At 69.1% G+C, this 23,571-nt stretch carries 23 protein-coding genes; 11 read left to right on the top strand and 12 right to left on the bottom strand.

The features are described from left to right. The 4 genes from Q0Q47_RS12360 to Q0Q47_RS12345 are packed head-to-tail and all read right to left on the bottom strand — an operon-like array spanning window position 1 to window position 4,453. The gene (locus Q0Q47_RS12360) at window positions 1-1,629 is read right to left on the bottom strand and encodes an AMP-binding protein (RefSeq protein ID WP_293859677.1); all 1,629 of its coding nucleotides are present in this window, start codon (window positions 1,627-1,629) and stop codon (window positions 1-3) included. An 11-nt stretch (window positions 1,630-1,640) separates the two neighbouring features. Continuing rightward, window positions 1,641-2,123, bottom strand: coding sequence for an aromatic-ring-hydroxylating dioxygenase subunit beta (locus tag Q0Q47_RS12355; protein WP_293859675.1), 483 nt, complete (start codon window positions 2,121-2,123; stop codon window positions 1,641-1,643). 20 nt (window positions 2,124-2,143) lie between these two features. Beyond that, complete coding sequence (locus Q0Q47_RS12350; protein WP_293859672.1) at window positions 2,144-3,460, bottom strand: aromatic ring-hydroxylating dioxygenase subunit alpha; 1,317 nt, start codon at window positions 3,458-3,460, stop codon at window positions 2,144-2,146. Window positions 3,461-3,472: 12 nt separating this feature from the next. Next, window positions 3,473-4,453 carry a PDR/VanB family oxidoreductase gene (locus tag Q0Q47_RS12345; protein WP_293859669.1) on the bottom strand — a complete coding sequence of 327 codons (981 nt, stop codon included), beginning with the start codon at window positions 4,451-4,453 and terminating at the stop codon, window positions 3,473-3,475. Between the two features lie 287 nt (window positions 4,454-4,740). Between Q0Q47_RS12345 and Q0Q47_RS12340 the strand changes: the two genes are divergently transcribed. The 3 genes from Q0Q47_RS12340 (at window position 4,741) to ccoG (ending at window position 8,594) form a co-directional block, all read left to right on the top strand. Beyond that, window positions 4,741-5,403 carry a GntR family transcriptional regulator gene (locus Q0Q47_RS12340; protein WP_293859666.1) on the top strand — a complete coding sequence of 221 codons (663 nt, stop codon included), beginning with the start codon at window positions 4,741-4,743 and terminating at the stop codon, window positions 5,401-5,403. Window positions 5,404-5,437: 34 nt separating this feature from the next. Beyond that, entirely contained in the window at window positions 5,438-6,871 is a 1,434-nt protein-coding gene (locus Q0Q47_RS12335) for a M20 family metallopeptidase (protein ID WP_293859664.1), read from the top strand. Window positions 6,872-7,136: 265 nt separating this feature from the next. Continuing rightward, window positions 7,137-8,594: a cytochrome c oxidase accessory protein CcoG gene (gene ccoG / locus Q0Q47_RS12330; protein WP_293859662.1), complete on the top strand. Its 1,458-nt coding sequence runs from the start codon at window positions 7,137-7,139 to the stop codon at window positions 8,592-8,594. Window positions 8,595-8,803: 209 nt separating this feature from the next. Here ccoG and Q0Q47_RS12325 read toward each other — a convergent pair whose 3' ends face one another. From Q0Q47_RS12325 to Q0Q47_RS12315, 3 genes are read right to left on the bottom strand one after another with little or no spacing between them, the layout of a single operon-like run. Then, window positions 8,804-10,111, bottom strand: coding sequence for a TRAP transporter large permease (locus Q0Q47_RS12325; protein ID WP_293859659.1), 1,308 nt, complete (start codon window positions 10,109-10,111; stop codon window positions 8,804-8,806). Further along, entirely contained in the window at window positions 10,111-10,647 is a 537-nt protein-coding gene (locus Q0Q47_RS12320; protein WP_293859657.1) for a TRAP transporter small permease, read from the bottom strand. The genes Q0Q47_RS12325 and Q0Q47_RS12320 overlap by 1 nt, the downstream gene beginning before the upstream one ends. After that, on the bottom strand, window positions 10,644-11,612 hold the full coding sequence (locus Q0Q47_RS12315; protein ID WP_293859654.1) for a TRAP transporter substrate-binding protein: 969 nt from the start codon (window positions 11,610-11,612) through the stop codon (window positions 10,644-10,646). Before Q0Q47_RS12315 ends, Q0Q47_RS12320 begins: the two co-directional genes overlap by 4 nt. Window positions 11,613-11,797: 185 nt before the next feature. Between Q0Q47_RS12315 and Q0Q47_RS12310 the strand changes: the two genes are divergently transcribed. From Q0Q47_RS12310 to Q0Q47_RS12300, 3 genes are read left to right on the top strand one after another with little or no spacing between them, the layout of a single operon-like run. Beyond that, entirely contained in the window at window positions 11,798-13,423 is a 1,626-nt protein-coding gene (locus Q0Q47_RS12310; protein ID WP_293859651.1) for a thiamine pyrophosphate-dependent enzyme, read from the top strand. Window positions 13,424-13,462: 39 nt separating this feature from the next. Continuing rightward, complete coding sequence (locus tag Q0Q47_RS12305; protein WP_367278240.1) at window positions 13,463-13,684, top strand: tautomerase family protein; 222 nt, start codon at window positions 13,463-13,465, stop codon at window positions 13,682-13,684. Between the two features lie 13 nt (window positions 13,685-13,697). Beyond that, window positions 13,698-14,849, top strand: coding sequence for an amidohydrolase (locus Q0Q47_RS12300; RefSeq protein ID WP_293859645.1), 1,152 nt, complete (start codon window positions 13,698-13,700; stop codon window positions 14,847-14,849). Window positions 14,850-15,133: 284 nt separating this feature from the next. On the opposite strand, the gene Q0Q47_RS12295 is transcribed toward Q0Q47_RS12300, so the two are convergent. The 4 genes from Q0Q47_RS12295 to Q0Q47_RS12280 are packed head-to-tail and all read right to left on the bottom strand — an operon-like array spanning window position 15,134 to window position 18,890. Beyond that, window positions 15,134-16,429 carry a TRAP transporter large permease gene (locus tag Q0Q47_RS12295; RefSeq protein ID WP_293859643.1) on the bottom strand — a complete coding sequence of 432 codons (1,296 nt, stop codon included), beginning with the start codon at window positions 16,427-16,429 and terminating at the stop codon, window positions 15,134-15,136. Then, window positions 16,426-16,947 (bottom strand): TRAP transporter small permease, encoded by a 522-nt coding sequence (locus Q0Q47_RS12290; protein WP_293859640.1) that lies wholly within the window; start codon window positions 16,945-16,947, stop codon window positions 16,426-16,428. Before Q0Q47_RS12290 ends, Q0Q47_RS12295 begins: the two co-directional genes overlap by 4 nt. Before the next feature lie 15 nt (window positions 16,948-16,962). Further along, on the bottom strand, window positions 16,963-17,955 hold the full coding sequence (dctP, locus tag Q0Q47_RS12285) for a TRAP transporter substrate-binding protein DctP (protein ID WP_293859637.1): 993 nt from the start codon (window positions 17,953-17,955) through the stop codon (window positions 16,963-16,965). Window positions 17,956-17,984: 29 nt separating this feature from the next. After that, a complete protein-coding gene (locus Q0Q47_RS12280; RefSeq protein WP_293859634.1) occupies window positions 17,985-18,890 on the bottom strand; it encodes a fumarylacetoacetate hydrolase family protein in 906 nt (301 codons plus the stop codon). A gap of 77 nt (window positions 18,891-18,967) precedes the next feature. Here Q0Q47_RS12280 and Q0Q47_RS12275 point away from each other — a divergent pair, with 77 nt between their 5' ends. Genes Q0Q47_RS12275 through Q0Q47_RS12260 form a run of 4 tightly spaced genes read left to right on the top strand, consistent with a single transcriptional unit; the run spans window position 18,968 to window position 22,031 of the window. Further along, window positions 18,968-19,675, top strand: coding sequence for a GntR family transcriptional regulator (locus tag Q0Q47_RS12275; RefSeq protein ID WP_293859631.1), 708 nt, complete (start codon window positions 18,968-18,970; stop codon window positions 19,673-19,675). A gap of 3 nt (window positions 19,676-19,678) precedes the next feature. Next, window positions 19,679-20,017 (top strand): EthD family reductase, encoded by a 339-nt coding sequence (locus Q0Q47_RS12270; RefSeq protein ID WP_293859628.1) that lies wholly within the window; start codon window positions 19,679-19,681, stop codon window positions 20,015-20,017. Further along, on the top strand, window positions 20,014-20,985 hold the full coding sequence (locus Q0Q47_RS12265; RefSeq protein WP_293859625.1) for an NAD(P)-dependent oxidoreductase: 972 nt from the start codon (window positions 20,014-20,016) through the stop codon (window positions 20,983-20,985). The genes Q0Q47_RS12270 and Q0Q47_RS12265 overlap by 4 nt, the downstream gene beginning before the upstream one ends. Continuing rightward, window positions 20,982-22,031 (top strand): P1 family peptidase, encoded by a 1,050-nt coding sequence (locus tag Q0Q47_RS12260; protein WP_293859622.1) that lies wholly within the window; start codon window positions 20,982-20,984, stop codon window positions 22,029-22,031. The genes Q0Q47_RS12265 and Q0Q47_RS12260 overlap by 4 nt, the downstream gene beginning before the upstream one ends. Here Q0Q47_RS12260 and Q0Q47_RS12255 read toward each other — a convergent pair. Beyond that, window positions 22,012-22,215, bottom strand: coding sequence for a DUF1737 domain-containing protein (locus Q0Q47_RS12255; protein ID WP_293859619.1), 204 nt, complete (start codon window positions 22,213-22,215; stop codon window positions 22,012-22,014). The two genes, Q0Q47_RS12260 and Q0Q47_RS12255, sit on opposite strands and share 20 nt — an antisense overlap. Window positions 22,216-22,374: 159 nt before the next feature. On the opposite strand from Q0Q47_RS12255, the gene Q0Q47_RS12250 reads away from it, so the two are divergent. Then, a complete protein-coding gene (locus tag Q0Q47_RS12250; protein ID WP_293859616.1) occupies window positions 22,375-23,532 on the top strand; it encodes a mandelate racemase/muconate lactonizing enzyme family protein in 1,158 nt (385 codons plus the stop codon). Window positions 23,533-23,571: the final 39 nt, after the last annotated feature.

The raw sequence follows: 23,571 nt of genomic DNA, 5'->3' as shown, positions 1-23,571 counted from the left end.
TCAGGACCTCCGCGACTTCATGGGGCGCGTGTCGACCACGTCGGGATCCTGCAGGAGGTCGAGCACCACCTGCTTCAGCGTGCCGCGCTGGATCTTTTGGGTCGCGGTGACGGGCAGCGCGTCGAGGAAGGCGACGTAGCCTGGGGCCTTGTAGTAGGCGAGCCGCCCGAGGCAGTGGGTCACGATGTCGGCGGCGAGCGCCTGCCGCGCGGCGGCGTCCGCGGGCTTCGTGCGCGCGACGATGCAGGCGAAGACCTCGTCGCCGCGCACCGCGTCGGGCGCCGCGGCGCAGGCGGCGGCCGCCACCTGCGGGTGCTGCAGCAGCACGCTCTCAACCTCGACGGCGGCGATGTTCTCGCCCGAGCGGCGGATCACGTTCTTCTTGCGGTCGACGAAGTAGAGAAAACCCTCGGCGTCGCGGCGCACCACGTCGCCGGTGTGGAACCAGCCGCCGGCCCACGCCTCCTCGGTCGCCTGCGGGTCCTTCAGGTACTCGCGGAAGAAGCCGTGCCGCGGGTCGGGCCCGGCGCGGCGCACCAGCAGCTCGCCCGGCTCCTCGACGGCGCAATCGCTGCCGTCGTCGCGGACGATCCTGTACTCGGTGTCGGCATCCGGCCGGCCGAAGCAGGCCATGCCGAGGCGCCGTGGCTCCTCGTTGGCGACGACGACCACGCCGCCCCCCGTCTCGGTCATCGCCCAGGCCTCGATGAGCGGAAAGCCGAAGCGCTTTTCGAAGGCGCCATGGAGCTTGGCGTCGACCCCCGCGCCGAAGCCGAAGACGACGTGGTGGTCGCGGTCGCTCGGCTGCTCCGGCGCGCCCATCAGCATGGGCGGCATGACGCCGAGATAATGGACGATGGTGGCCTGTGCCTCGCGCACGCTTGCCCACCAGGTCTTGGGGTGGAAACGATCGAGCACGGTGAGGCAGCCGCCGGACATCAACATCGCCATGGTCGAGGTCGCCATGGCGTTCATGTGGAAGAGCGGCAGGGGTGTGAGCATGCGCTCGACGCCGGGCCGCAGCTGCACGAGCCCGCCGACGGTGGCGTACCAGCGGCCGGAGTTCAGGTAGTAGGTGTTGGTGAGCACGCAGCCCTTGGGCTTGCCCGTGGTGCCGGAGGTGTAGAGCAGCGCGCACTCGGTGTCGCGCCCGGCCGCGGCGTCCGGCTCGCGCGGATCGGTGACGGGCGGCAGCGCCTCGTCCGGGCCGACGACCGGGATCGCGCGTCCGTTCGCGGCGGCGGCCGCCACGATGTCGGCGATCCGGTTCGGCAGGACGACCGCGGCGCACATCTCGGAATGGCCGACGAGGTATTCGAGTTCGGCCGAGCGCAGGTCCGGGTTGATCGGCACCACGGAGGCGCCGAGCGCGTTGAGCGCGAACCAGTGCCGGAAGAAGGCCGGCCGGTTCTCCAGCAGCAGGCCGACCCGGTGCCCGGCGCCGATGCCCGCGCGGCGATAGGCGGCCTCCTGGGCCTCCACGCCGGCGAGCATCGCCGCATAAGGGATCTCGCCCGCCGCGATCCCGTAGATCGCCGCCGTTTCCGGCAGGACGCACAGGAACGGGCGGTCGGGGTGGCGTCCCGCGGTCGCGCGCAGCGCCGCGTGGACGGTGGTCGGCTCTGCCATCGCGGGGGGCCTTACATGAAGAGCTGGATGTTGCCGAAGGCGGCGTCGCAGTTCACGAGGTCGACGCGCTTCAGCTTGATGCGCAACGCCCCGTCGCGCAGGACGAGGTGGTGGCGCGCCCAGCCGGCATAAAGCGTCTGCTCGTCCTGCCGCGTCTCGACATAGTGGAACGGCGTGTAGAGATGGTAGTCACCGACCGCGTCGTCGCGGCTGTCCACGGTCGGCGTCTGCAGCACGTGGTGGCAGCGGCTCTTCGGCTTCTGCGAGAAGGTGCGGTTGCCCTTGAGCCGCTCGACACGGATGCGCAGCAGCAGCGGGTCCTCGTACATCAGGGAGCCGGTCAGCACGGGGTCGGTCTGGCCCCATTCGAGCGGCATCCAGTATTTCCCGTCCTCGGCGAAGAGCGTGAGCCACTCCTCGAAGCGGTGCTCGTCGAGCATGCGGGCTTCGCGCACGACGAAGGCGATGAGATCGGCGTCGGAAGGCTGGGTCATGACGGCTGTCTCCTTCCCGCTCACATCGCGGCCGTCATGTACTTGGCCCATGCGCGGAACTGGTTGCGCATCTGCCATTCGGTCGTGCCGTTGCTGACGGCCTCGGGCTGGCCCTGCTCGGCGGGATCGTAGAGGCGCTGCAGGTTGACCCACACGTTGGCGTCGACCGCGAGGCCCTCCTGGGCGCGCTCGTACATCTCTAGGTCGTCATGGCCGACGACCGAGGTCGGGGCGTTGATGAGCCGGTTGTACATGAGCGTGCGCTCGAGCAGCAGGTCCGGCGCCCCGACGAGCCGGTAGGTGTAGCTCTCGACCAGCGTCTTGTTGGCGGCCAGCGGCCGGAAGATGCGCAGGAGCTGGATCGGCCCCTTGATCATGATGTTGGGGAAGTAGACCGTGTTGTGCCGGTTCTCGCCCAGGATCTTGCGGGCCCGTTCCTCGCCATAGGCGGCGACCATCTGGTCGAAGTAGCCGGGGATCGCCGAATAGTCCGAGTGGATCGAATGGTTCACGCCGGTGTGGCCGTGGCCGTTGTCCCACACCCGGATGCCCATGCCCTCGTAGAACTCGTAGGGGCTCATGAAGGGCGCGAAGATCTCGACCGCCATCGGCTTCTTGACGCCGGTGTTCTCGACCGACTTCCAGATGTTCACCGCCGTGCCGGCCGAGCTCTCGTGCGCGACCATCGGGTGGCAGGTGTCGGTCTGGTTCTCGACCAGCATCTTCCAGTTGCAGTTGTGCATGTAGCGCAGCACGCCGCCGGCCACCTCGAGCTTACCGACCGGCGAGCGGTCGATCATGTTGTCGAGGCTCGACAGGCTGTCGCCGAAGAAGGTCTCGAAGTCGGGCCCGCCGTCGTTCATCTTGGCGAAGACGAAGTCGCGGTAGTTCTTCACGTGCTTCACCGGCGCCATGCCCTGCGCCGCGTGGCTGCCTTCGAAGCCGGTGTTCTCGTAGCCCTTCTTCAGCGGGATCGCGAGCAGGCTGCCGTCGGTCTTGAACGACCAGGCGTGGTAGGGGCAGCGGAAGAACTTGCCCGCGTTGCCGCATCCGTCGATGGCGATCTTGGTGCCCTTGTGGGGGCACTTGTTGTAGAGCACCTTCACCGTGTTGTCGGTGTGGCGGACCATGATCACCGGCTGCGAGCCGATGGTCGTCGTGAAGTAGTCGCCGGGATTGGGCACCTGGCTGGCATGGCCCACATGCACCCAGGTGTTGGCGAACAGGTGCTTCATCTCGAGATCGAAGATCTCGGGATCCGTATAGACATCGCGATGAACCTCCGTCTCACGGACGAGGTCACGGATGGCCTGGGGATTGTCGGTGTAGCGTCCCATGGTCAGCCCTCCTTACAGGTCCAGTTTCAGGCGGGGGGATTTGGCGCGGGAGATGCAGATCTGGATGAGCTTGCCGGCGGCACGCTCGCTGTCGCTCAGGATCGAATCCCGGTGGTCGGGAACGCCCTCCAGCACGGTCGTCTGGCAGACGCCGCATTCGCCGCGCATGCAGTCGCACAGCGGGTCGAAACCCGCGTCGAGCATGGCGGCGACGATGGTCTTGTCGGCCGGCACGGTGATGACCTGCCCCGTGCTCGCGATCTCCACCTCGAAGGAACCGTCGCCGGCCATGGCGGCCGGGGCGTCGTCCACCTCGCCGAGGCTGTAGAAGCGCTCGAAGCAGAGCAGGCCCTCGGGCCAGCCGAGCACCCTCGCCGTGTCGACGGCGGCCGCCAGCATGGGCTTCGGGCCGCAGACATGGACCTCCGTGCCAGCCGGGAGCGAGTCCAGTAAGGCGGGAACGTCGAGCACGCGCCCGGCTTCGTCGTCGGCATGCAGGACGAGGTCGTCGCCCGCGAGCGCCCGCAGCACCGGCAGATAGGCGAAGTCCTCGCGCCGGCGCGCCGCATAGACGAACCGGAACGGCCGCCCCTGCGCCTTCATCGCGGCCGCCTTGGCGATGAGCGGTGTGACCCCGATGCCGCCGGCCAGCAGCAGCACCGGGTGGGAGCCGGCCGCCAGCGCGAACTCGTTCAGCGGCGCCTCGGCGCGCACCACGTCGCCCGGGTTGAGCCGGTGCACCCAGCGCGAGCCCCCGCCGCCCTCGGCCTCCAGCCGCACGGCCAGCTCGTAGTGCTTGGGCGGCGTGCCGTGGGCCGCCGGATCGGCATTGACCAGCGAATAGCGACGCCGGCCCACGCCCGGGATGTGCAGGGTGATCGAGGCACCGGGCTCGAAGGCCGGCAGCGCGCCCGAGACGGGTTCCAGCACGAGGCGGCGGATCAGTTCCGTCTCGCGGGCCGCGGTGGCGACCTTCAGGTCCAGAAACGACATCGACAACGCCCCGTCACCTTCCCCGAGCTTCGAGCCACCACCCCGGCCTGTCAACGTGATTGACCGGCTTACCGGATGGCGTCTACCGTATACGTTATGAGAGGCCCATCGAGGCTGCAAGTGGTCATCATGGAACATCGTGCATCCCTCTCTCAGCCGTCCTGGCCGGGCTTGGCCCGGCCATCCACGACTTCGGCCCGGCGCCGCAAAGTCGTGGGTCCCCGGGCCAAGCCCGGGGATGACGCGCGGAGGGAATGGCGCATCACCGACGCGCAGCGGAGACGGCCATGAAAGACAAGATCCAGCGCGTGCCCGACCTCCGCAGCCAGGTCTACGACAACCTGCGCGAGGCCATCCGCCGGGGCGACTTCTCGGCCGATGCGAAGCTGCAGGAGCACGGCATCGCCCGCGACTACGGCGTCTCGCGCACGCCCGCCCGGGAGGCCCTCGCCCTTCTGGCGCGCGACGGCCTGCTGGTTCAGGACGGCCGCGGGTTCCGCTTCCCGCACCACTCGCTCGACGACATCGAGAAGGTGTTCGAGATGCGCCAGCGGCTCGAGCCCTATGCCGTCCGCCGTGCCACCGAAACCGCGAGCGATGAGCAGTTGCAGAGCCTCGCCGCGCTCGCCGACGACGTCTTCGGCGCGAAGCACACCGGCGAGAGCTACCGCGAGGCCAATGCCCGCCTGCGCGCGGCCATGTACGCGCTCTGCCCGAACCAGCGCATCGTCGAGGTCATCGAGCAGCACGAGGACCAGATCGCCTTCATCCGCCAGGCGACGCTCTCGGACCCCAAGTGGCGCAAGAGCTCGATCCGCTTCTTCTCGCGCGTCATCGCCCACATGGTCGCCCGGGAGCCCAGCAAGGCCGAGCAGGCCATGTCGCTGCTGCTGCAGGAATCCTGGCGGTCCATCGAAGCCAAGATGACGGCGGCCGATCCGTCGGCGTAAGCTCGTGCCCGTTCCACCACGAGCGGGCCGAGCCATGCAGAACACCCACAGCATCTGGACCTATGTCGACGCCAAGCGCCAGGAGTTCGAGGCGCTGAGCGACCGCGTCTGGGCCATGCCCGAGACCTGCTACATGGAAGTGCGCTCGGTCGCCGAGCACACGGCCGAATTGGAGCGCCAGGGTTTCCGGGTGACGCAGAACGTCGCCGGCATCCCCACCGCCGTCATGGGCGAGGCGGGCGACGAGGGACCGGTGATCGCCATCCTCGGCGAGTACGATGCGCTCCCGGGTCTCAGCCAGGAGGCCGGTGTCGCCGAGCACCGCCCGGTGGAGGCCAACGGCAACGGCCATGGCTGCGGTCACAACCTGCTCGGCGCCGGCGCCATGCTCGCCGCCACCGCCGTGAAGGACTGGCTCGCCGCCAACGGCGTCAAGGCGCGCGTGCGCTACTACGGCTGCCCGGCCGAGGAGGGCGGCGCCGGCAAGACCTTCATGGTGAAGGCCGGCGCCTTCGACGACGTCGACCTCGCCTTCTGCTGGCACCCGGAATGCTTCGCGGAGGTGACCCAGGCGAGTTCGCTCGCCAACTCCCGCTGTGACTTCACCTTCACCGGCCGGGCCTCGCACGCCGCCGGCTCGCCGCATCTCGGGCGCAGCGCGCTCGATGCCGTCGAGCTGATGAACGTCGGCGTGAACTACATGCGCGAGCACATGCCGTCCGATTGCCGCGTGCACTACGCCATGATCGACGGCGGCGGCATCGCGCCCAACGTGGTGCAGGCCACCGCCAAGGTGCGCTACTCGATCCGGTCGCCCAACCTTCCCGGCATGCGCGACCTCGTGGCCCGCGTACACCGCATCGCCCAGGGCGCGGCGATGATGACCGACACCAAGGTCGAGATGACGGTCCTCAGCGCCGTGTCGAACCTCCTCGGCAACAAGCCGCTCGAGGACCTCATGTGGAAGAACCTCTCGCGGCTCGGCCCGCCCGAGTTCGACGAGGCCGACCGCGCCTTCGCCCGCGACATCCAGAAGACGCTCAGCGAGGACGACATCGCCGATGCCTATGCCCGCTTCGGCCTCGGCGAGCCGCAGGACAAGGCGCTGTGCGACATCGTCGTGGCGCCCGAGATCGTGCGCCCGCCGATGATGGGCTCGACGGACGTCGCCGACGTCAGCTGGGTCGTGCCGCTCGTGCAGATGAACGGCGCCACCTGCGCCATCGGCACGCCCTTCCACTCCTGGCAGCTCACCGCCCAGGGCAAGTCGCCCGCGGCCAAGAAGGGCATGGTCCACGTCGCCAAGGTCATCGCCGCCACCGCCGCCGACGCGTTGATGGACCCGGGCTTCATTCCCGCCGCCAAGGCGGACCTGGCAAGGCGCACGGCCAGGACGCCCTATGTGTGCCCGATCCCCGACGGCGTGGAGGCGCCGGTGGCGGCCATGGCCTCGAAGGGCGCGGCTTAGGCAGGGCGGGGCCGCGACTTCCCAGCAATCTCTCAACCTCTCGGCGTCATGCCCGGGCTTGGCCCGGGCACCCACGACTAGCGCTCTCAACCGCTCGGAAGTCGTGGATCCCCGGGCCGAAGCCCGGGGATGACGGTGAGAGGGAGCATGTGAGAGAGCGCAGATCGGAGGGCCTCAGCTCCCATAACCCTCCCCCTCTTTGCGCCCCGACAAATAGCCCCTCGCCCGCCCCGGCTACCACTTTGGCTCTTCCCCCGGAGCCGCCATGGTCGCCCTCGACATTTCCCACGCCCGCCGCCGTTCCCAGGATGCCGGCGCGCCCCGCCCAGCCCCCTCCCCGCGCAAGGCCGACACGCGGCGTCCCGGTGGCCCCGTCGTCCCCCAGTCGGTGCGCGGACGCTTCCGCCGCATCAAGACGGCGGCCCTGGCCCTCTGCCTCGCGGTCTACGGGCTGCTGCCCTTCCTGCGCTGGGACCGCGGGCCGGACGAACCGGGCCAGGCAATCCTGTTCGATTTCACCAAGGGCCGGCTCTACGCCTTCTTCGTCGAGATCTGGCCGCAGGAGCTCTACTACCTCACCGGCCTCCTGATCCTGGCCTCGGTGCTGCTGATCCTGATGAACGCTGTGGCAGGCCGAATCTGGTGCGGGTTCCTGTGCCCGCAGACCGTCTGGACGGATCTCTTCCTGTGGGTCGAGCGCCTCGTGGAAGGCGACCGGCGGGACCGCCTGAAGAAGCGCGAGGCGGGACTAAGCCCTCGGCGCATCGCCGAACTCGCCCTGAAGCACGCGATCTGGCTGGCGATCGCGCTGTGGACCGGAACGGCCCTCGTCCTCTACTTCGGCGACGCCCGCGAGACGCTGCGCGACCTCGCGACCGGCGAGGCCGGCGTTCTCGCCTATTCCTGGATCGGCATCGTCGCCGCGCTCACCTACACGCTGGCGGGCTTCGCCCGGGAGCAGGTCTGCACCTGGATGTGCCCGTGGCCGCGCCTGCAGGGCGCCATCTGGGATCCCGAGGCGCTCACCGTGAACTACCGCGACTATCGCGGCGAGATCCGCGTCTCGGCCAAGAAGGCCGCCGAGTTGCGCAGCCGCGGCGAGCCCGCCGGCGACTGCATCGACTGCCTGCAATGCGTCGTGGTGTGCCCCGTCGGGATCGACATCCGCGAAGGACCGAGCTTCGCCTGCATCAACTGCGGCCTGTGCGTGGATGCCTGCGACAGCGTCATGGACAAGCTCGACCGGCCGCGCGGCCTCATCGCCTACGAGAGCTGGGCCAATATCGAGCGCGGCCGCGCCGGCGTTCCCGGGCGGCTCCGGGTGCTGCGCCCCAAGACGCTCGGCCTCGCCGCAGTCGTCGTCGTCCTCACCGGCGGCATGGGCGTGGCGCTGGCCCACCGCTCCACCGGCTCACTCACCGCGCTCCACGACCGCAACCCCACCTGGGTGCGGCTCTCGGACGGCGCCATCCGCAACGGCTACACCCTGCGCCTCCTCAACCGCGGCGCCCGCGACCAGGAGCTGACCATCACGATCCAGGACCCACGGCTCACGGCGAAGGTGGTCGGGCAGGCGCACGTGATCGTCGACGCGGATTCAACCGTCGAGGTGCGCGCCACGGTGACGGGCCCGGCCGAGGCCGGCGGGCCGGTGACCTTCGAGGCACGGGACGGCGAGGGTCGCGTGGTCTATGTGGCGAAGGACACGTTCATGGTGCCGTGAGCCAGGCCTCAGCTCGCTCTCTGTCCTCGCTGACGCTCCCACCCCTCCGCACGTCATGCCCGGGCTTGGCCCGGGCACCCACGACGAGAGCTCTCAACCGCTCCAAAGTCGTGGATGGCCGGGCCGAGCCCGGCCAAGACGAACTCAGAGAGCGAGCAAAGACCTCTGCCTCTGTTCAGGACCCATTTGGCGCGTGCGGTGAGACTGTCTCACTTCCCCATCATCTGCCCCGGCAGCCAGGTCGCCAGCCCTGGGAATGCGACGATCAGCGCCACCGCGGCAGCCATCAGCACGAAGAACGGGAAGGACACCTTCGCGATCCAGAAGATGTTCCTCCCCGTCATGCCCTGCAGCACGAACAGGTTGAAGCCGACCGGCGGGGTGATCTGCGCCATCTCGACGACGAGCACGATGAAGATGCCGAACCAGACGAGGTCGAAGCCGACGGCCTGCACCATCGGCAGCAGTACGGCCATGGTGAGCACCACCATGGAGATGCCGTCGAGGAAGCAGCCGAGGATCACGAAGAACACCGTGAGCGCCGCGATCAGCGCCAGCGGGCTGAGGTTCAGGCTCTTGACCCACAGGGCAAGATCGCGCGGCAGGCCGGTGAAGCCCATGGCGATCGTCAGGAAGGCGCTGCCGGCCAGGATCAGCATGATCATGGTGGTGGTGCGCGTCGCCCCCATCAGGCCGGCGATGAAGTTCTGCAGCGTCAGCGTGCGCTGCGCCGCCGACAGCACCAGCGCTCCCACGACGCCGATCGCCGCGCTTTCCGTGGCCGTCGCGATGCCGGTGTAGATGGACCCCAGCACCGCCATGATCAGCAGCACGGTCGGGATGAGCCCGCCCGAGCGCCTGATCTTCTCGCCGAAGCCCAACCCGGCAAAATCGTCGACCGGCACCTCCTGCGGGTTCCGCCACGCCCACCAGGCGAGGTATCCGCCGAAGAGCAGCGCCAGCATGATCCCGGGGATCACGCCGGCGATGAACAGGCGGGCGATCGAGACGTCGGCGGAGACGCCGTAGACGATCATGATCAGCGAGGGCGGGATCAGCAGCCCGAGCGTGCCGGCGCCTGCGAGCGAGCCGATCGCAATGGAATCGGGATAACCGCGCTTCTTGAGCTCCGGCAGGGTCATCTTCCCGATGGTGGCGCAGGTCGCCGCCGACGATCCGGAAATCGCCGCGAAGATGGCGCAACCGACGACGTTGGTCTGCAGGAGCCGCCCGGGGACCCGCCCCATCCACGGCGCCAGTGCCGAGAACATGTTCTCCGAGAGCTTGGAGCGGAACAGGATCTCGCCCATCCAGATGAAGAGCGGCAGCGCGGTCAGCGTCCAGCTCGACAGCGAGCCGAACACGGTCACGGCCATCGCGTCGCCCGCCGGACGCGCGGTGAAGAAGGCCATGGCCATCCAGCCGACGCCGATCAGCGACAGGCCGATCCAGACGCCGCTGCCGAGCAGCACGAACAGCGCAATGATGAGCAGGCCGACGGTGGAAAGCTCGCCCATCAGCGGTCGGTCCTGGCGTCGGACTGGTCTTCGGGCACCGGCCAGCCGGCGAGCACGCAGACGAGGCGGTCGAGCATGGCGACCGCGAAGATGGCGGAGCCCACAGCCATGGCGCTCTGCGGAATCCACAGCGGCAGCGCAATGATGCCCTGGCTGAGGTCGTTGATGGTGTAGCTCACCCAGCAGAGCTTGATCGCGTACCAGGCGATGAACGCCGCGAACACCGCGCCGATGGCGGTCGCGAGCGCCTCGGCAGGACGCTTCAGGATTGCCGGCAGCGACTGCAGGATCAGCGTCATGCGGATGTGCTCGCCCGACCGCAGCGTGTAGGCGAGCGCGAGGAAGGCGCTCGCCGCCATGCAGTAGCCGGCGAACTCGTCGAGGCTGCGGGTGACGACTCGCAGGAGGCTGCCGCCGACATTGCCCAGGATCAGGACGCAGGTCGCCGCCAGGAAGATGGCGCCCAGCACGCCCCCCGCGAAGTACAGCCCGTCGAGGCCGCGCCGCAGGGGGCCCCGCTCCACCGCCGCGGTCACTTGCGGAACGTTGCGAGCAGCGCCGCGCCGTCGGCGCCGGCCTTCTTCTCCCACTCTTCCGTCATCGTCTTGCCGATGGCGGCGAGGCCCTCGGCGAGCGCGGCCGACGGCGGCTGCACCGTCATGCCGTTCTGGACGAGCGTCGCCTTGGTGTCGGTGGCGACCTTCTGGCTGTCGGCCCAACCGGCGGCCTCGGCCTTGGCGGCCTCGGCGAGCACCAGGTCCTGCGTCGCCTTGTCGAGCTTGTCGAAGGCGGCCTTCGACACGATCACCATGTTCTTCGGCAGCCAGGCCTGGGTGTCGTAGTAGAACTTCACCTGCTCCCAGACCTTCGAGTCCACGCCCGTGGCCGACGAAGTCATCATGGCCACGACCTTGCCAGTCGAGAGCGCCTGGGCGAGTTCGGCCGCCTGCACCGTCACCGACTGGGCCTTCAGCAGTTCGCCGATGCGCGCCGTCGCCGGGCTGTAGGAGCGCCAGGGCGCGTTCTCGAGGTCCTTCACCGAGGCCACGGGCTTGGCCGAGTAGATGCCCTGCGGCGGCCACGCGACGGCGTAGAGGAGCTTCATGCCCTGTCCGTCGAGGATCTTCTCGACGTACGGCTTCTGGGCCGCGTACAGCTTGCGCCCGGCGTCGTAGGACGTCGCCAGGAACGGCACGCCGTCCACCTCGAACATCGGGTTCTCGTTACCGAGGTTGGCCATCAGCACCTCGCCGGCCGGCGTCTGGCCGGTCTGCACGGCGCGCTTGATCTCGTTGGCCTTGTACAGCGAGCCGTTGGGGTGGATGACGATCTCGAGCTTGCCGCCCGAGCCGGCCTTCACGGCGTCGGCGAACTTCTGCAGGTTCACCGTGTGGAAATTGCTGACCGGGTAGCCGGTCGGCAGGTCCCATTTGGTCTGGGCGACCGCCGGGGCGGCGGCCAGCGAGGCGGCGAAGGCAACGAGCGCGAGAGAACGAAACATCGGATCTCCTCGGCGAGGCTCCAGGCCTCGCTCCTTTGGCGGGAAACCCTGATTTCATAGGCCTGCCGCAAGCGGGTCAAGCCGCATCCACAGCAAAACGACCGGGGAGCCAGCCGCTTTCGCACTGGCGCGCGACGCGCGGTTGGCCAGAATGGGGCCGGACACGGACAGGGAGCAGCGCTGGCATGAACAGCCGGGAGACCACGGGGCAGGCGCTGGCGCGCTCGCTGGTGCAGCACGGGATCGATACGGTCTTCGGACTTCCCGGCGCGCACCTCTACGATTTCAACGATGCGCTCTACGGCGTGCGCGACCGGGTGCGCTTCATTCAGACTCGGCACGAGCAGGGCGCGGGCTACATGGCCTATGGCTATGCCCGCTCCACCGGCCGCATCGGCGCCTACACGGTGGTGCCCGGACCCGGCGTGCTGAACTCGGGCGCCGCGCTGTGCACGGCCTACGGCGCCAATGCGCCGGTGTTGTGCATCACCGGCAACATCATGTCCCATTTCATCGGCCAGGGCCGCGGCCAATTGCACGAATTGCCGGATCAGCTCGCCACCCTGCGCGGCCTCACGCGGGTGGCGGAGCGCATCGACCACCCCTCGCAGGCAGGGCCCGTCCTCGCCGACGTCATCGGCACGATGCTGTCGGGCCGCCAGGGCCCCGGCGCCATCGAGGCCCCGTGGGACGTCTACGGTCGCAGCGGACCGCGCGCGGACCTGCCCATGGCGTCGCCGCGGCCAGCACCCACGGTCGATCCCGTCGCCATCGAGCAGGCCGCGGCGCTGATCGCCGCGGCCAGGAACCCGCTGATCATGGTCGGTGGCGGCGCCTTCGAGGCCGGTGAGGCCGTGGCGGCCCTGGCCGAACGGATCGGGGCGCCAGTGACCTCGCACCGCTCCGGCAAGGGGGTCGTGCCCGACGATCATCCGCACTATCTCAATTTCGTCGCGGCCTACGCCATGTGGCCGGAAGTCGACCTCGTGATCGGCATCGGCACCCGGCTCGAGCTGCAATACATGCGCTGGCGCTGGCAGCCGCCCGGCCTGAAGATCATCCGCATCGACATCGACCCCACCGAGATGGTCCGCCTCAGGCCGGACGTCGCCGTCGTCGCCGACGCGCGGGAGGGAGCGGTGGCGCTGACGCAAGCCGTTGCCAGGCGCGACCGGCCGGATGCCAGAGAGCGGTTCGCCGCGCTCAACGCCGACGCCCGCGAGCGCTATTCGAGCGTGCAGCCTCAGATCGCCTACCTCGACGTGATCCGGGACGTGTTGCCGCGCGACGGCTTCTTCGTCGAGGAGGTGAGCCAGATGGGCTTCGCCGCGCGCTTCGGCTTCCCGGTCTACGGACCGCGCCGCTACGTGACCTGCGCCTACCAGGACAATCTCGGCTTCGGCTACAACACGGCGCTGGGCGTGAAGGTGGCCAATCCCGGCAAGGCCGTCGTTTCCGTGTCCGGCGACGGCGGGTTCATGTTCGGCGTGCAGGAACTGGCCACCGCCGTGCAGCACCGCATCGGCGTGGTCGCGGTCGTGTTCAACAACCAGGCCTACGGCAACGTTCTGCGCGACCAGACGCAGTCCTATGGCGGGCGCACGATCGGCTCCACCCTGGTCAACCCGGATTTCGTCGCGCTCGGCCGCAGCTTCGGCATCGAGTCCTCGCGCGCGACCTCGCCCGACGCGCTGCGCGCCGCGCTTGCCAAGGCGATCGAACGGGACGAGCCTGCCCTCATCGAGGTCCCCGTTCCCACCGGTTCGGAGACGAGCCCGTGGCCGTTCCTGCACCCTGCCCCGCCCGTCTGAGACGGCAGACACCCTTCGAGGAGCACTCCCTTGCCCCATGTGATCGTGAAGATGTACCCGGGCCGCAGCGCCGAGCAGAAGCAGGCGCTGGCCGACGAGATCACGAAAGCCATCATGGCCGTGGCCGGCAGCTCCGAGGCGTCCGTCTCGGTGAGCATCGAGGACGTCGCGCCGGAGGCCTGGGTCGAGACGGTGTACAAGCCGGAGATCGTGCAGAAGCCCGGGATCCTGTTCAAGAAGCCTGGGTACAACCCGCTCTGACGGCGATGACATCGTGACCTTCCTCATCGATCCGCGCAGCCTGGAACGCGCCGTGGCGTTCCGGCGCGCCCTGCACGCCGCGCCGGAGCTGTCCGGCGAGGAGCAGCACACCGCCGCGACGGTCGTGTCCCTCGTCTCGGCCACGAACCCGTCCCAGGTGCTGACCGGGCTCGGCGGCCATGGCGTCGCGGCCGTCTACGACAGCGGCCAGCCCGGCCCGACCGTGCTCTTGCGCTGCGAGCTCGACGGCCTCCCCATCGAGGACACCGCGACCGCACCCTGGCGCTCGACCATCGCCGGCAAGGGCCACCAGTGCGGCCACGACGGCCACATGGCGACACTGGCCCTGCTCGCGATGACCTTCGGCGAGCAGCGCCCCGCCCGCGGCCGGGTCGTGCTGATGTTCCAGCCCGCCGAGGAGAATGGCGCCGGTGCGCGCGCCGTCGTCGCCGACCCCGCCTTCGCGGCGATTGCGCCCGACATCTCGTTCGCCTGGCACAACATGCCGGGCCTGCCGCTGGGCGAGGCCTGGCTGGCACCGGGCGTGGTCAACTGCGCCTCCCGCGGCATGAAGATCGGCTTCGCCGGCAAGACCTCCCACGCCTCCGAGCCCGAGAACGGCATCTCGCCCATGCCCGCGATTGCCAGCCTGATGACGGCCTTGGCGGCGCTCGGCCCCCGCGCGCAGGGCGGCCCGCTCGCCATGGCTACCGTGACGCACGCCGCGATGGGCGCGGCGGCCTTTGGCGTGTCTCCGGGAGCCGGCGAGGTGTGGGCGACGCTGCGGACCCTGACCGATACCGGCATGGACGACCTCGTCGCGCGCGCCACCCTCCTCGCCCAGGCCGCGGCGGCGGACAACGGGCTCCGCGTGGCGATCTCGTTCCACGAGGTCTTCGCGCATGTCGAGAATGCCCCGGCCGCCGTGGCCGAGCTCGCTCGCGCGATGGACGCCGAGGGTGTGAAGCACTCCCCCGGTCGCCTACCCTTCCGGGCGTCAGAAGACTTCGGCATCTTCGGCCACGCGGCGCCTTCGGCGATGGTGTTCATCGGAGCCGGGGAGAGGCACCCGAGCCTGCACAACCCCGACTATGATTTCCCCGACGCGCTCCTGCCGATCGCCGCCCGCGTGCTGGGACGCGCCGCGCGGCAGCTGGTGGGATAGCGTCGGGGGCGCTTCTCGGGGCCCAGACACACCCACGGTCCTCATCCTGAAAGCTTGTGAAACTTTCTCCCAATCGCCCCCAAGCCCCTCATCCTGAGCCACGGCCCATAGGGCCGTGAGTCGAAGGACGCAAACCGGCGCCTCTTCACCATTCTGCGTCCTTCGACTCGGCCGCGTTGCGGCCGGCTCAGGATGAGGGACATAGGAGCGGGGGAACCGCTAGCGTCGCTCAGATGGACAATTCGCCCAGCGACTTGCTCTCATTCATGAGCAGCCTCTGGCCTTCACTTGATCATCCCGGCCCAGCGCGGCAGCGCGAGGACGAAGTCGGGGAAGACGATCAGCAGGAGCAGCACCGTCATCAGCGGCACGATGAAGATCCAGATCTCGCGGACGATCTCCATCAGCGGCACGCGGCCCAGCGCCGCCAACACGAAGAGCAAGAGCCCGTAGGGCGGTGTTATCAGGCCGATCATCAGGTTCACGATCACGACCACCCCGAAGTGCACCATGTCGAGCCCGAGCGCCTTGGCCGCGGGCAGCAGGACCGGCACGAAGACGAGCAGCAGCACGGAAGCGTCGAGAAAGCAGCCGAGGACCAGGAAGAGCGCATTCACGGCGAGAAGGAACGCGAGCGGCTGCAAGTGCCAGGCCGAGACGGCGTCGGCGAGGCGCACGGCGATCTGCTCGGAGGTGATCGCATAGTTCACGACGAAGGCGCTGGCGATGAGGACCATCACCACCGCCGACTGCCGGGCCGATTCCAGCATGACCGCCATGAGCGTGCGCGGCCCGAGGTTCCGGTAGACGATGATACCGAGCAGGATGGCGTAGATCGCCGCCACCGCGGCCGCCTCCGTCGGCGTGAACACGCCCGAGAAGAGGCCTCCCAGGAGGACGAGCGGCAGCGTCATCGGCACCAGCGCCCGGCCGAGGACGCCGGGCAGCTTGTGCATCGGCACCGCCTCGCCGCGCGGCAGGCCACGCGTGCGCGCCGTGATGGCGATGGCGACCATCAGCGAGCCCGCCATCAGCAGGCCCGGCACGACGCCACCCAGGAACAGCGCGCCCACCGACGCGCCGGAGAGCAGCGCGTAGAGGATCATGGGAATCGAGGGCGGGATGATGGGTGCGATGGTCGAAGCGGCGGCGATCAGCGCCGCCGAGAACCCGGCCGGGTAGCGCGAAACGTCGCGCATCATCTTCATGGCCAGCATGCCGGGTCCGGCCGCGTCCGTAACGGCGCTGCCGCTAATGCCCGAGAAGACGATGTTGACGAGCACGGTGACGTGGCCGACGCCACCGCGCCAGCGGCCGACCAGCGCGTCCGCCGCAGCCCAGAGACGATCGCTGATCGTCGTCGCGTTCATCACGTTGGCGGCCAGGATGAACATCGGCACGGCGAGCAGGACGTAGAGGCCCGACAGCGTGTTCATCGTCTGGTCGACGACGAGGCCCACGTCCTGGCCGCTGACCCACAGGTAGACGATGCTGCCGGAAAACATCGCGTAGGCGATCGGTACCCGAAGCACCGAGAGCAGGACGAAGGTGGCGACGAGGCAGCCAACGGCGAGGCTCATGCCTGGTCTCCCGCCGGCGCGTCACGGCCCTCGACAGCGGCAAGCGTGCGCTGCCAGTCGGCACCCAGCAGCCCGACGATCAGCGCGAGGCGACGGACGACGAGCACGATCAGGAAGAATGCGAAGCAGGCGTAGACCCTGTCGAGCCGCCATTCGAGGACGTTCGTGCGCTCGCGCCACAGGAACGCCGTGTAGGAGATCACCGCCGGCAAGGCCGCGGCGAGGATGGCCGCCAGGAGCGCCGAGCCGACGATCAGCAAGACCCGGCGCCCCGCCGGCGAGAGCCGCTCGTAGACGAGATCGAAGATCACCTGCTCGCGCTCCTGCGTGACGAGCGCTGCGGTGAGGAACGTCACCCAGATCAGGAGCACGACGACGAGTTCGTCGGCCCAGATAATCGGGCGGGAGAAGACGTACCGGGCGACGATGTTGGCCCCGAAGGTGAGCACGATGGCCCCGAACAGGAGCGCGGCGATGAATTCCGCGCTCCGCCTCACGAAGGCTGTCACCCTGGTCACGTGCCTCTCCGCGGATCAGCGCGTCGCGGCGATCTTGTCGGCGAGACCGGGCGCCCACTTTTGGGAGAGGCCGGCCTCCTCGTACTGCTTCTTCACCGAGGCCTGGAACGCGGCGAGGTCCGGCGTCGTCACCTTGAGACCAGCCTTCTCGAAGAAGGCGACCATCTCCTTCTCCTCGGCGAGGCGGCTCGTGTCGTTGAAGGTCGCGGCCTCCTTCGCATGCTTGCGGAAGACCTCCTGCTGGGCCGGGGTCATCTTGTCCCAGACGGGCTTGGCGATGGCGAAGAACACCGGCTGGATCAGGTGCGCGGTGAGCACGATCTGCTGGGTCACCTCGTGGAAATTGTTGACCTTGGTGAGCGACAGCGGGTTCTCCTGGCCGTCGATGGCGCCGTTCTTCAGCGCGAGGTAGACCTCCGGGATGCCCATGGGCGTCGGCGTGACGCCGAGCCCCTTGCCGAGTGCCACCCAGCCCGGCCCGGGCGGCATGCGCAGCTTGAGGCCCGCGAGGTCGGCGGGGGTCTTCACGTCGCGCGCCTTGGCGAGGTTCGTCTGCCGGGTGCCGAGATAGACCGTCTCGATGATCTGGATGCCCATGGTCTTTGCGACGGCCTCGGCATAGTCCTTGCCGATGGGACCGTCGAAGATCTTGCGGAGATGGTCGTGGTCGCGGAACACGTAGCCGGAGGACAGCACGCCGTACTCCGGCAGTTGCTGCTCGACCTCGAAGGTCGTCATGGTGCTCATCTCGAGGTTGCCGCGCTGCAGCGCCGGAACCTCGGTGCCCTGGCGGAACAAGGAGGCGTTCGGGTGAACGGAGACGGCGAACTGCCCCGGCAGATCCTTTTCGATCCCTTCCTTGAACTTGGCGAGAGCCTTGGTCAGCCAGTCGGCTTCGGCCGACGCGGTCGAAATGCGGAACTGGGTCTGCGCGGCCGCCGGAACGGCCATCATCAGGCACGAGGCTGCAGCGGCCGCGAGCAAAGTCAGGCTGCGTCTGGTGAGCATGGTCTTTCCCCTCTCGTTAGTCGTCCGGTTCAGCCTTCCGGCTGGATGGTCACGGCAAAGCCGCCGATGTTTTCGATGTCGACCTCGACCGTGTCGCCGACGGCCAGGAAGGTCTGCTTGGGCACGCCGACGCCGGCCGGCGTGCCGGTGAGCAGCAGGTCGCCGGGATCGAGCGTCATGATCCGCGAGGCGATGGCGATCTGCTCGGCGACGCTGAAGATCATGTCGCTGGAACGGCCGTCCTGCTTCACCGTGCCGTTGACGGACAGCTTCAGGCCGACGTTCTGCGGGTCGGGCAGCGCCGCCTTCGGCACGATGCGCGGACCCAGCGGGCAGCAGGTGTCGTTGGCTTTCCCGGCCACCCAGTCGAGCTTGTAGAAGGTTTCGGGCGCCCGGTTGTGGTCTCGCGCCGAGAAGTCGATCGCCACGGTCCAGCCGGCGACGTAGTCGAGCGCGCTCTCGACGGAGACGTTGCGCGCCGTGCGGCCGATCACGGCGGCAAGCTCGATCTCCCAGTCGAAGGCCTTCGTGCCGATGGGCTTCCTCACCGTCGGCCCCTCGCCGACGACGGCGTTGCGCGGCGGCTTCATGAAGAAGAACAGCCGCTGGTCCTCCTTCTTGGCGCCCGGCATGCCCATCTCGGCGAGATGGTCGAAATAGTTGGCGCCGGCGCACAGGATCTTGCCCGGATAGAGCAGCGGGGCGAGGCGCCGCGACGGCGTGACCCGGTCACTCTCCGCGACCATACCGGCCGCCTTGTTCAGCGCAGCCTCCGAGGCCGCCCAGTCGTCGAACAGGGCCGCCACGCTGCGCTGGCCCGGCAGGCCGGCCCGCGCCAGCGACGGCTCCAGGGCGAAGAGGCCAGCCGTCGTCTCCAGGCAGGCGACGGCCTTGCCGCTCACTTCCACCGTCGCCAAGGACCATGCTGCCGCCATCGTCTCGCTCCCTGCACTTGCCATGAAGCAAGACTGATTTTATAAAATCATCCTGTCAACATGGAATCCCGCCGATCATGTCGGAAAGCTCGAGCGCCCGGTCCAACACCGAACGCGCCTATGACCGCCTCCGGATGGAGATCCTCCACGGCGACCTGATGCCGGGCGACCGCCTCACCGCCGCCGACCTGCAGGACCGCTTCTCGCTCGGCCTCACGCCCATCCGGGAAGCGCTGATGCGCCTGTCCGCGGAAGGGCTCGTCGACACCGAGACCCATCGCGGCGCCCGCGTCGCCGACGTGTCGCGCGAGTCGCTGACGGACCTTATGGCGACGCGGCGCTCCATCGAGCGGCTCTGCCTGGAAGCCTCCATGGCCCGCGGCGACGCCGCCTGGGAGGCCGAGGTTGTGGCCGCCATGCACATGCTGTCGCGCACGCCCCTCCCCTCCTCGACCGAAGATCGCGGCGCCGCGGCGTTGTGGGAAGAGCGTCACCGGCGCTTCCACTACGCCCTCGTCTCGGCCTGCGGGTCGGACTGGCTCCTGCGCTTCTGGAACACGCTCGCCGACCATTCCGAGCGCTTCCGCAAGCTGCGCCTTCTGCACCGCCACGTGGAGGCGGCGAAGGTCCGCGACCTCGAGGCCGAGCACCGCGCCATCATGGACGCCGTACTCGCACGCGACGTGCCCAAGGCCACCACGCTGATGGACCAGCACCTCACCAACACCGAGCAGTCCGTCGCGCGGCTGCTCGACGCCGGCTACGCCCCGCGCGAGGAGACCTGACCCATGATCGTCCGCTCCGCCGTCCTCGAAGGCACCGTCGCGCCCGAGCGACGGACCGCTTTCGACGCCCACATGGCCGATGTCGTGCTGCCCGCCATCGCCGCCTATCCCGGCTTGCGCAAGGTCGCGCTGCGCACCCCCATGGAGACCGACGGGGACGCCCCGGTCATCCACGTCGTGTTCGACCTCTATTTCGACGACCTCGCCGCCATGCACGCCGCCCTCGCCAGCCCCGTGCGCCAGCAGGTCAGGACAGTGATCGCCGCCGGCATGGAAGGCTTCAAGGGCCGCGTCTACCACGTCGTCTACGACGAGGGACCGACGGTAATGGGGAAGGCGTGAGCGTCCTCGTCACGGGCGCGGGCGTCATCGGGACGCTGACGGCGGACCTTCTCGCCCAGCGCGGCGATGTGGTGGTCGTCGCCGACATCCGCGAGCCGGGCATTCTGCCGGGAGGCTGCCGCTTCGCCCGCTGCGACGTGACCGACGGTCCGGCTCTCGAGGCCCTGATTTCCGGCCATGGCATCACGAGGATCGTGCATACGGCCGCGATGCTCTCGACGGCCATCCGCAAGGATCCGGTCCGCGGCATTGCCGTCAACGTGATGGGGACCGCGGCGATCCTCGACGCGGCACGCCTGTTGGGCGTCGGGCGTGTCGTCTGCGCCAGTTCGACGACGGTGGGCTACTCGACATTCGGATCATTCAGGGGCGAAACCCTTCCCGAGGACATTCCGCTTCGCCTCGTCAGCGAACGGCCAGGCAGCATCTACGCAGCCACCAAGATCGCGGGCGAGCACCTCGCCCTGGTCTATGCCGACCTCTACGGCGTCGACGCCGTCGTGCTGCGCTATGCTGCCGTGATCGGAGGCCCGCTCGACGCCCCGACGAGTGTCCCCGGCCGCCTGCTTGCAGAGCTCGTTTCTGCCGCGCGCAGCGGAAACCCGATCCGCCTCGACGACCCCCTGCTGCTCTGGGGAGGAGGCGAGGACTTCGTCGATGCCCGCGATTGCGCGCGCGCCAACCTCGCCGCCCTCGACGCCACCGCACCGCGCCAGAGGGTCTACAACGTCGCCACGGGCCGCTCGGTCGACCTTCCCGCCTTTCTCGCCGCCGTGAAGGCGGCATGGCCAACGCTGGAAGCGAGCGTCAGCGCGATCCCGGAGACCGGGTTCGCCGGCTTCCGCCACCGCCGGCCGGCCCCCACGGACGTCACGGCCGCACTCGCCGAACTCGGATTCGCGTGCCTTCACGACATCGCCGACAGCGTGCGATACTGGTCGCATCCCCGTCGCGCACCGGACCCATGACATCTCCCCAGCGCCCCGCCCGCACCTTCGGCTGGGACTTCGGCCCCCTCCCACCCGGCCCACGCAACGGCATCACCGACGTGCCCGGCGTGCGTGTCGGCCACGCCACCCTCGCCTCGGGTGACCTTCGCACGGGCGTCACGGCGATCCTGCCCCACGCCGGCAACCTCTACCGCGACAAGGTGCCGGCGGCCGTCCACGTCATCAACGGCTTCGGCAAGAGCGCCGGCCTCATGCAGGTCTCCGAACTGGGCAACCTGGAAACGCCGATCCTGCTCACCAACACCTTCGGCGTCGCGGCCTGCACGCAGGCGCTGATCCGCGACGCGATCCGGCGGAACCCGGACATCGGTCGCGAAACGGCGACGGTGAATCCGGTGGTCGGCGAGTGCAACGACGGCTTCCTCAGCGACATTCAGGCGCTCGCGGTGACGCCCGATCACGCCCTCGCCGCGCTGGCCTCGGCGTCGGACGTGGCGGCCAGCGGCTCCGTCGGGGCAGGCACGGGCATGAGCGCCTTCGGCTACAAGGGCGGGGTCGGCACCGCTTCGCGCCGGCTGGAGCTCGGCGGCCGGGCGTACCACATCGGCGTTCTCGTCCTCGCGAATTTCGGGCGGCCCGGCGATCTTCTCCTGCCGGACGGAAGCAAGGCGCCCGATCCCCGCGGCCTCGAGGCTCCGGAGCAGGGCTCGGCCATCATCGTCGTCGCGACGGACCTGCCGCTCGACCACAGGCAGCTGACGCGCGCCATCAGGCGCACCGGGGTCGGGCTCGCGCGGCTGGGATCCTTCTGGGGCCACGGCAGCGGCGACGTCGCCATCGGCTTCACCACGGCCACGCGCATCCGCCACGACGAGACGGCGGACACGGTCTTATGCGCGATGCTCAACGAGGCCCGCATGGATCTCGTCTTCGAGGCGGTCGCCGGCGCCACGCAGGAGGCCGTGCTCGACGCCATGCTGTCGAGCGCGCCGATGACCGGGCGCAATGGACACCATCGTCCATCGCTCGCCGAAACCCTGCGCCTCACTGCTCGCCGAGCTTGAGCTCCCGCGAGTACTCGCCCTCGACCTCCTTCGTGACCGCCTGCCCGCAGATCACGCGCTGCTGGACGGGGTCGAAAGTGAGCGTCGGATGGCCGTAGAGCTGCCAGCCTTTGGCGAGCGCCTCGCTGACGCGATGGCAGAACGAGGCGTCGTCCGGCCCGGTGAGATAGCGGTAGAGTTTCATGAGTTTGCATCCGTGATGAGGGCGCCACGGGCACCTACCCCGGCCCGCGCGATCCCGCAACCCGGCCATGCCCTGCGCGCCTTGACAGCGCTGCCATGGACGCCGCCAATCTCGCGCGGAAAGGCCGCCGGGACAGGCGGGCTGCCGGGAGGACCTGCCATGAAGATCGCCAAGCTCGTGCCCTGGCTCGTGAAGACCAACGCGTCCTATTGGGGCGAGTATTTCTTCATCGAGGTGCGCACCGACGAGGGGCTGTCCGGCTGGGGCGAGATCACCACCACGACACCGATGGCCAACCGCGCCGTCGCCGGCATCATCCGCCAGCTCAACGACCTGCTCGTGGGCGAGGACCCGGCCCGCATCGAGCACATCTGGCACAAGACCTTCCGCTCCTTCACCTACATGGGCACGCGCGGCGCCACGAGCCACGTGGTGAGCGCCATCGACATCGCGCTGTGGGACCTGCGCGGGAAGGTCCTCGGCCTGCCTGTGTACGAGCTTCTCGGCGGCAAGGTGCGCGACGACGTCCTGCTCTACACCCATCCTCTCGGCTCCGCGCTGCAGCAGGACGAGACCCTGGTCGAGGAAATCTCCGCCATCGTCGCGTCCGGCCACACGGCGCTGAAGATCGACCCCTTCCCGCCAGAGCCCGGCCGCTCGCGCAGCTTCGACGACTATCTGGAGGGCGGCTGCGGCCGCACCCAGGAGAACGCGGCGATGAAGCTCGCGGCGCGGGTGCGCGAGGTCGCCGGCCCTGACGTCGAGATCCTCATCGACGCGCATGGCCGCTTCAACGTGCCGACCGCGATCCGCGTCTGCCGGCGGCTCGAGGAGGTCGCCCAGATCGCGTGGTTCGAGGAGCCCGTCCCGCCGGAAAGCTACGGCGCGCTGGCCCAGGTGCGCGAGAAGGTGGGCGCCGCCATCAGCGTCGGCGAGCGCCTGCACACGCGCTGGGAGTTCGTGCCGATCTTCGAGGGCAAGCTCGCCGACTACGTGATGCCGGACGTGACCTGGGCCGGCGGCATCAGCGAGCTCAAGAAGATCGCCACCATGGCCGAGGCCTACTACATCCCGATGTCGCCCCACGACGCCGGCGGCCCGATCAACGTGCTCGCTGGAGCCCACGTGATGCTGACGACGCCGAACTTCTACCGGCTCGAGACGTCGCGCTACGACCTGTCGAAATACGACCCCTTCCTCGAGGAGCCCCTCGACAACAAAGGCGGCCGCCTGCGCGTGCCGATGAAGCCCGGCCTCGGCATGACCATGAACCTCGACTACATGCGCGCCAACGCGGTGGATGGATTCGCGGGGTGAGACGCCCCCTCTAGCCCCGTCGGCGCGTTCATGCCACAT

The sequence above is a fragment of the uncultured Alsobacter sp. genome (assembly GCF_945952055.1).
Taxonomy (GTDB): Bacteria; Pseudomonadota; Alphaproteobacteria; order Rhizobiales; family Beijerinckiaceae; genus Alsobacter.
This window is presented reverse-complemented; position numbering and strand designations above follow the sequence as displayed.